The organism is Blautia sp. CAG:237, from assembly GCF_000436615.1.
Lineage (GTDB): Bacteria > Bacillota > Clostridia > Lachnospirales > Lachnospiraceae > Blautia_A > Blautia_A intestinihominis.
Map to the genome: position 1 here is coordinate 1 of NZ_FR886738.1, position 7,376 is coordinate 7,376.

Annotated in this window: 9 protein-coding genes; all 9 read left to right on the plus strand. The window is 48.5% G+C overall.

Going from position 1 to position 7,376, the window contains the following annotated elements; all coding sequences use genetic code 11:
• Positions 1-77 precede the first annotated feature (77 nt).
• On the plus strand, positions 78-803 hold the full coding sequence (locus tag QZL69_RS07735) for an NAD-dependent protein deacylase (protein WP_022214648.1): 726 nt from the start codon (positions 78-80) through the stop codon (positions 801-803).
• Between the two features lie 15 nt (positions 804-818).
• Positions 819-1,007: a DUF951 domain-containing protein gene (locus QZL69_RS07740; RefSeq protein ID WP_022214649.1), complete on the plus strand. Its 189-nt coding sequence runs from the start codon at positions 819-821 to the stop codon at positions 1,005-1,007.
• A 250-nt stretch (positions 1,008-1,257) separates the two neighbouring features.
• Entirely contained in the window at positions 1,258-2,136 is an 879-nt protein-coding gene (locus QZL69_RS07745; RefSeq protein WP_022214650.1) for a leucine-rich repeat domain-containing protein, read from the plus strand.
• Positions 2,129-2,686 carry a DUF4430 domain-containing protein gene (locus tag QZL69_RS07750; protein ID WP_022214651.1) on the plus strand — a complete coding sequence of 186 codons (558 nt, stop codon included), beginning with the start codon at positions 2,129-2,131 and terminating at the stop codon, positions 2,684-2,686. Before QZL69_RS07745 ends, QZL69_RS07750 begins: the two co-directional genes overlap by 8 nt.
• A complete protein-coding gene (locus tag QZL69_RS07755) occupies positions 2,667-3,677 on the plus strand; it encodes an energy-coupling factor transporter transmembrane component T (RefSeq protein ID WP_022214652.1) in 1,011 nt (336 codons plus the stop codon). Before QZL69_RS07750 ends, QZL69_RS07755 begins: the two co-directional genes overlap by 20 nt.
• The gene (locus QZL69_RS07760) at positions 3,674-5,410 is read left to right on the plus strand and encodes an ABC transporter ATP-binding protein (RefSeq protein ID WP_022214653.1); all 1,737 of its coding nucleotides are present in this window, start codon (positions 3,674-3,676) and stop codon (positions 5,408-5,410) included. The genes QZL69_RS07755 and QZL69_RS07760 overlap by 4 nt, the downstream gene beginning before the upstream one ends.
• Entirely contained in the window at positions 5,389-6,249 is an 861-nt protein-coding gene (locus QZL69_RS07765) for an ECF transporter S component (RefSeq protein WP_022214654.1), read from the plus strand. The genes QZL69_RS07760 and QZL69_RS07765 overlap by 22 nt, the downstream gene beginning before the upstream one ends.
• 13 nt (positions 6,250-6,262) lie before the next feature.
• Positions 6,263-7,012 (plus strand): sugar phosphate isomerase/epimerase family protein, encoded by a 750-nt coding sequence (locus QZL69_RS07770; protein ID WP_022214655.1) that lies wholly within the window; start codon positions 6,263-6,265, stop codon positions 7,010-7,012.
• Positions 7,009-7,376: hypothetical protein (locus QZL69_RS07775; protein WP_330361757.1), on the plus strand; the 368-nt coding region annotated here is incomplete at its 3' end. The genes QZL69_RS07770 and QZL69_RS07775, both read left to right, overlap by 4 nt.

The following is a 7,376-nucleotide window of genomic DNA, read 5'->3' on the forward strand; positions in this document are numbered from 1 at the left end:
GAGGGACATTTCTGAGGATGCCCATTAGGGAGCAGCCTGCGGCAGACAGAAATCAAAAGAGCAAAGGGGGATTTTACATGGATGAAAAGATCATGAAATTACAGGAGCTGATCGATCAGCACGATAACATTGTGTTTTTTGGCGGGGCGGGAGTGTCCACGGAGAGTGGAATTCCTGATTTCCGTTCCCAGGACGGATTATATCATCAGAAATATGATTATCCTCCGGAGACTATCTTAAGCCATACCTTTTTCCTGAGTCATCCGGATGAATTTTATAAATTCTACCGTGACAAGATGCTCTGTGATACTGCCAGACCGAACGCCGCACATCTGAAACTCGCAGAGCTCGAAGAGGCAGGCAAACTCAAGGCTGTGATCACACAGAATATCGACAACCTTCACCAGATGGCAGGCAGCCACAAGGTGCTGGAGCTTCATGGAAGCGTATACCGCAATCACTGTATGAGATGCGGAAAATTTTATGATTTTGATTATGTGAAGCACAGTGAGGGAGTTCCGAGATGCGAATGCGGCGGAATGATTAAGCCGGATGTGGTTCTTTATGAAGAAGGACTGGATAATCAGACGATACAGGATTCTGTCCGTGCGATCTCCGAGGCGCAGGTTCTGATCATAGGAGGAACCTCTCTTGCCGTCTATCCTGCGGCAGGTCTGATTGATTATTTCCGGGGAGATGCACTGGTGGTCATCAACAAATCATCGACTCCGCGTGACCGCAATGCAGATCTTCTGATCAAGGAGCCGATCGGTCAGGTATTTTCTCAGATTAAAGTAAGATAAGGGAGCAGACAGGGCATGGAACTTGTTTATGAAGTGGGGGATGTTGTAACCCTCAAGAAAGGTCATCCATGTGGAAGCAAGGAGTGGGAGATCCTTCGTGTAGGAGCAGATTTCCGGCTGAAATGCATGGGCTGCGGACACCAGATCATGGTGCCGCGCAAAATGGTAGAAAAAAATACAAGAAAATTGTCGAAAAAGATATGAACATTGACAGAAATGTGTAAAACTGTTATACTTTTCTGAAAAAGAATAACCAGGCGTGGTTTGACCAGAAAAGTCAATTTAATGTAATCCGGCGGGAATCCGGAACAGTTTATAAGAAACTGCTGTAAGTGTGCATCCGCATACAGAGTCAGCATATAGAACGCGTTGTGCAGAGGACAGAGACCCATCATGGCAATTATGGGGCTCTGTTTTTGTTGTCTTAAAGAGAAAAGGAAAGAGCGGAGAAACCATGGAAAGACAAAATGCGGAAAAAGGCTGGAATCAGCTGAGGTATGATGCACGGGTATACACGATACAGAATGAGCGAAACAGGAGAGTAGGCGCACCGGGGGAGATTCCGGATCAGTACAGATACATAGGGGACAAATGCTTCCTTAATAATGGCAAGGTACACAGTGTATCGCTTCCCGCTGCCTGTCGCGTGATCGGCAAGCAGGCATTTGAGGGATGCCAGTTTCAGAAACAGGTCAGATTTCCGGATACACTGATAGAGATCAAAAAAAGAGCATTCGCAGGGAACCGGCGTCTGAGGGCAGCAGTACTGCCGGACAGTCTTGAGAAGATCGGTGCACAGTGTTACCGGGAGTGCAGCAAACTGAAAAGAGTGGAATTTTCTTCCGGGAGCAGATGCAGGGTGATCCCGGAGGGGATTTTTGATTCCTGCCTGAATCTGGAGGAAGTCTGTCTTCCGCCACATACACAGCAGATTGAGAAGAGAGCTTTTTACCGCTGCAAGGAACTTCACAGCATTGCACTGCCGGATTCTGTCCGGGAGATCGGAGAAGAAGCATTTTATTTCTGCGGAATAGAGGAGCTGACACTTCCTTCGAACCTTCGGGTGATCGGAGACAGTGCCTTTTTCCGCTGCAAGAATTTAAGAACGGTATATGTCCCGGAGAGTGTCAGAGAGATCGGCCGGTGGGCGTTCCACGGCTGCAGCAGACTGGAGCGGATCGAGATCCTGCATGATCCGGATGAGATCGGACCATGGATCATCAACAGAAGCTGCACGATCGTCTGCCAGAAGGGCAGCAAAGTAGACGAATATGCACAGGAATTCGGCTTTACTACAGAATATGCAGAACTTTCAGAGGAACTTGATGGATAGGAACGGAAAGAAATGGAAGGATAATAAGATGTTCTTTGTAAAAAGTAGAACCAGAGTTACAGCAGCAGTCTGTATGGTGCTGTTTCTGTGCAGCTTTCTGTTATCGGGCTGTGGAGGCGGCGCTTCATCAAAAGGCGGAAACTGCACGATCTCGATAGAATGTTCCACGATTCTTGACCATATGGAGGATCTTAAGGAGACCAAGAAGGAATTTGTTCCGCAGGACGGATGGATCCTTAAGGAAACGCAGGTATCATTTAAGAGCGGCGAAACCGTTTTTGACATTCTGAAGCAGATCTGCGGAGAGCAGGGAATCCATATGGCATCCCGTTATACACCGCTGTACAAGAGCTATTATGTTGAGGGAATCAACCAGCTTTATGAGTTTGACTGTGGCAAAAACTCCGGCTGGATGTACAGCGTAAACGGCAAGTATCCGAATTACGGCTGTTCCAGCTACAAGCTTGAGGACGGAGATAAGATTGAATGGAGATACACCTGCAATCTTGGCTCCGATGTAGGAGATCAGTATGCAGAAGATGGAAAGTGACAGTTTTTCCCGGTGCCACCCCCTGCTGAACTTTTTTTATTTCGGAGTGGTGCTTTTATTTACCATGTTTAATCAGCATCCGGTATTCCTGGGCATATCTTATGCCGGGGCTGTCTTTTATGCCGCACTGCTGAATGGCTGGTGCAGGACACTCAGACAGAGTCTGCTTCTGACCCTGCCGGGGCTTCTGGTCGTGGCACTTCTGAATCTGATGTTCAATCATTATGGTGTAACAATGCTTTATTATGTTGAGAGCAGCGGAAACTGGATTACACTGGAGGCTCTGGTATACGGTGTTGTACTTGGTGCCGTGATGTTTGTCGTGATCCAGTGGTTCAGCTGTTACAATCAGGTCATGACAACGGACAAATTTGTTTATCTTTTCGGACGGATCATACCGGCACTTTCACTCGTGCTTTCAATGGCACTTCGGTTTGTGCCGCGTTTTTTGAATCAGCTTGGAGTTATCCGGAACGGACAGAAGGCAATGGGGCGAGATGTTTCAGAAGGAAGACTTCTGGACAGGATAAAATATGGCCTTCAGATGCTTTCGATCCTTGTGACCTGGTCGCTGGAAAATGCGATCGAGACTTCGGATTCCATGCGAAGCCGTGGCTATGGACTGCGGGGAAGAACGGCGTTTTCCGTCTATCGCTTTACAAAGAGAGACTGTTGCCTTGGAACCCTCATGGCAGGCCTTTTTACTGTGTTTACAGCAGGCTGTGCCAGTGGAGCTGCCTATGCGGTATATGATCCGAGGATCGTACTGGCCGGCTTTACCGTGCAGGGCAGTACAGCACCGGTAAGCGTTACGCCATGGCTTGCCGGAGCAACTTATCTCTGTTTCGGGATTTTCTGTTTCCTTCCGGTGATGCTGGAACTCTACGAGAGTCGGAAACTGAAACAGAGCAGGAAAAAAACAGGAACCGATATCGGAATGACTTACCGTCAGATTTATGAAGAACTGGAACAGGAAGGAAAAATCTTATGAATATAGTAGAGATACATGACTTTTGTTTTGCATACCCGGATTGTTCCAGTAAGGTGCTCGATCAGGTAAATATGGAGATTCAGGAGGGAACCCTGAATGTGATCTGTGGAAGGAGCGGCTGTGGCAAAAGCACTCTGCTCCGTCATTTCAAGAGCGTACTTATGCCTCATGGAGTTTCGAGCGGAACCATTCTGTTCAAGGGAGAGAAACTTGCAGAAGTCGATCACAGGACGCAGAGTCAGGAGATCGGTTTTGTCATGCAGAATCCGGATAATCAGATCGTAACAGACAAAGTCTGGCATGAACTGGCTTTTGGGCTGGAGAGCCTTGGATATGACAACGAAACAATCCGGCTCCGGGTTGCGGAGATGGCGAGCTATTTTGGAATTCATCAGTGGTTCTACAAGGGTGTGGAGGAACTCTCCGGAGGACAGAAGCAGCTTCTGAACCTGGCGGCGATCATGGCAATGCATCCGTCGCTTCTGATTCTGGATGAGCCGACTTCTCAGCTTGACCCGATCGCGGCATCAGACTTTCTGGAAACGGTCAAAAAGATCAACCGCGACATCGGAACAACTGTGATCATTACAGAACACCGTCTGCAGGATATCATTCCTTATGCGGACAAAGTGTTTGTACTGGATAAGGGAACCGTTTTTCTGGAGGGAAGACCGTCAGAGATCGGTCAGAAACTGCGGGAGCAGAAGCACGGGATGTTTTTGTCCATGCCGGTTCCCATGCAGATCTACGGAGAGACCGACAGCAGTGCGGCCTGTCCCCTGACCGTCAGCGAGGGACGGCAGTGGCTGGCGGAATACTTTCATACAAAAGGAATTTCAAGGGAACTTCAGCAAAAAGCAAACGACCGGTTCCTGGCCGAGAAGACAGCACAGCAGAAAGAACAGCAGCCATCTTCCGGCAGAGAACCGGCAATAGAAATGAAGGATGTCTGGTTCCGGTATGAGAAGGACAGCCCGGACGTTGTGCGGGATCTGTCACTTCAGGTAGGAAAAGGCGAATTTTATGCACTGGTGGGCGGCAACGGAACCGGCAAGAGTACGACATTGTCACTCTTAAGCCGGGTGCGCCAGCCTTACCGTGGCAGGATCCGTCTGGAGGGCCGTGATATCCGTACTTATAAGGACAGAGAATTATACTGTGGCTGTCTTGGTGTGATGCCACAGAATCCACAGAGTATTTTTCTCAAAAAAACAGTACTGGAAGACCTTTATTCCGTCATTGGTGGAAAGAAAGAGAAGCTTTCTCCGGAATATCAGGTTCACATGAAGAAGGAAAAAGCCATCGAGGGAATAGTAAGCCTGACACGGCTTGAAGGGCTTCTGGACCGACATCCCTATGACTTAAGCGGCGGAGAACAGCAGAGACTTGCTCTTGCCAAAGTACTTCTCCTGCGTCCGAGGATCCTCCTGATGGATGAACCCACCAAGGGCATGGACGCAGAATATAAGGAAGAAATCGGCAGAATTCTGAATAAACTGAAACAGCATGGACTGACGATCTTTATGATTTCCCATGATGTGGAATTTGTCGCAGAGTATGCAGACCGCGTGGGTCTGTTCTTTGAGGGAAATGTTGTGACAAGCCAGAATACAAGGGAATTTTTTGCAGGAAATAACTTCTATACAACAGCGGCAAACCGTATGGCAAGGCAGCTCTTTCCGGATGCTGTCACCGGAAAGGATGTGATCACATGCTTACGGAACAGCAATTAGATACATTTATGGAAGAATTCTGGGAGGACCGGCATCCGGAGCATGCAGCAGATACGAAGGAAGAGCAGCCAGAGGAACCAGAAGAATACAGACTTCCCACAGACGGACTGATCATCCGGCAGATGACGAAGGAAGGCAGAGTCAGCAGGCGGACATGGTTTGCGCTGGGTGTGATGCTCCTGGTCGTACCGTTACTTCTGTATCTGTCAGTCAGGGTTTTCCACGGACGAAAATATCTGGTCTGCAGTCTGATCGTGATCGTTGCGGCGATGCTTCCCTTTTTTATGATGTTTGAGGGAAGAAAGCCGAAGGCGCGTGAGATCATGGTGATCGCAGTCCTGGCGGCGATCGGAGTGGCAGGAAGAGCGGCATTTTTTATGGTGCCGAGTTTTAAACCGGTTGCGGCGATCGTGATTTTGAGCGGTATTTCCTTTGGAGGGGAAGCAGGTTTTCTGGTCGGGTGTCTGATCATGATGCTTTCCAACATGTTCATGGGACAGGGACCGTGGACTCCGTGGCAGATGTTTGCATTTGGCATGATCGGTTTTCTTGCGGGAATCCTTTTTCAGAAAGGAATTCTCAAAGCACGGAAGCGGGATCTCTGTATTTATGGATTTTTGAGCGTGTTTCTGATTTATGGTGGAATCATGAATCCGGCAAGTGCGTTGATGTCATATGGACAGGTTACCTGGGCAAGTCTTCTGGCTTTTTATATTTCAGGAGCACCGGTCGATCTGGTACATGCCATCTCAACAGTGATTTTTCTGTGGTTCTTAAGCCGTCCGATGCTTGAGAAACTGGAACGCATCAAGAAAAAATACGGGCTGGTCGAGCCCTGAAAAGAGGCAGAAAGTGATCAATATCAGTCATCTGCTTCCGGATGAGGAAATGAAAGAACTGATCCGGGAAACAGGAATGGGAGTGGAGAGCATTGATTTTTCCATCTCCGACAATCTGGATCATCTGGAAGAGACGATACAGACATACAGGAAAAAATTAAATACATTTGGGAATCCGCCGCTGACACTTCACGGGCCTTTCCTGGATCTGAACCCGGCTGCGTTTGACAGCCTGATCCGTGAAGTAACGATGACCCGGTTTGCACAGTGCTATCAGGCGGGGAAGGAACTCGGAGCCAGAAAGATCATTTACCATTCCGGAATGATCCCCTGCGTTTATTTCAGGGAAGGATGGGCAGATCAGGTAAGCCGGTTTTTCTGTGAGTTTCTGGAACACAGAGAAGGACTGGAAATCGTGATGGAGAACGTTCTGGACGAGGACTGGGAACTTCTTCTGGATGTATACAGGAAAGTAGATCATCCGGACTTCCATCTGTGTCTGGATATCGGGCATGCGCATTGTTATTCAGAAATTCCGGTTCTCACCTGGGCAGAAGAACTTGCACCTTACGTCACGCATGTTCATGTCCATGATAACTGCGGTGACCGGGATGCACATCTGGGGCTTGGAAAGGGTACCATTCCCTGGCAGAAACTACAGAACCTGCTTCCACTTACCAAAGAGAGAAGCTGGACGATCGAATGTTCACGCAGAGAGGATGTTCTTCTCTGCTGGCACAGAATACGAGAGGGCAGAGTATGAACAGATTAAAACAAAGAGGACTTACATTTCTGGTACTGCTGACAACAGCAGGAATGATGACAGGATGCGGTGGCAGCAGTACACCGGATCTGGAGAAGGCACTTGCAAAAACCGCAGAATATGAACAGAAGACAGTGACGTCTCCCGCATCAGATTCCCTGGGCGGTGAGTGGACAGTGATCGCACTGGCGCGTTCCGGCGAAAAGGCAGAGGACAATTACTTCGAGAAATACCGTGCAAATCTGGAAAAGAAACTGAAAGAGCAGGACGGTATCTTAAGCGAAAACAAATATACAGAATATTCCCGTGCAGTACTGGCACTTTGTGCGATCGGGGAAGATCCGTCAGAGATCGGCGGCTATGA

What these genes read in the sequence shown, in the direction of transcription:
- QZL69_RS07735 (WP_022214648.1), top strand. Translation starts at nt 78, where the DNA reads ATGGATGAAAAGATCATGAAATTACAGGAGCTGATCGATCAGCACGAT.
- QZL69_RS07765 (WP_022214654.1), top strand. Translation starts at nt 5,389, where the DNA reads ATGCTTACGGAACAGCAATTAGATACATTTATGGAAGAATTCTGGGAG.
- QZL69_RS07750 (WP_022214651.1), top strand. Translation starts at nt 2,129, where the DNA reads ATGGATAGGAACGGAAAGAAATGGAAGGATAATAAGATGTTCTTTGTA.
- QZL69_RS07760 (WP_022214653.1), top strand. Translation starts at nt 3,674, where the DNA reads ATGAATATAGTAGAGATACATGACTTTTGTTTTGCATACCCGGATTGT.
- QZL69_RS07745 (WP_022214650.1), top strand. Translation starts at nt 1,258, where the DNA reads ATGGAAAGACAAAATGCGGAAAAAGGCTGGAATCAGCTGAGGTATGAT.
- QZL69_RS07740 (WP_022214649.1), top strand. Translation starts at nt 819, where the DNA reads ATGGAACTTGTTTATGAAGTGGGGGATGTTGTAACCCTCAAGAAAGGT.
- QZL69_RS07755 (WP_022214652.1), top strand. Translation starts at nt 2,667, where the DNA reads ATGCAGAAGATGGAAAGTGACAGTTTTTCCCGGTGCCACCCCCTGCTG.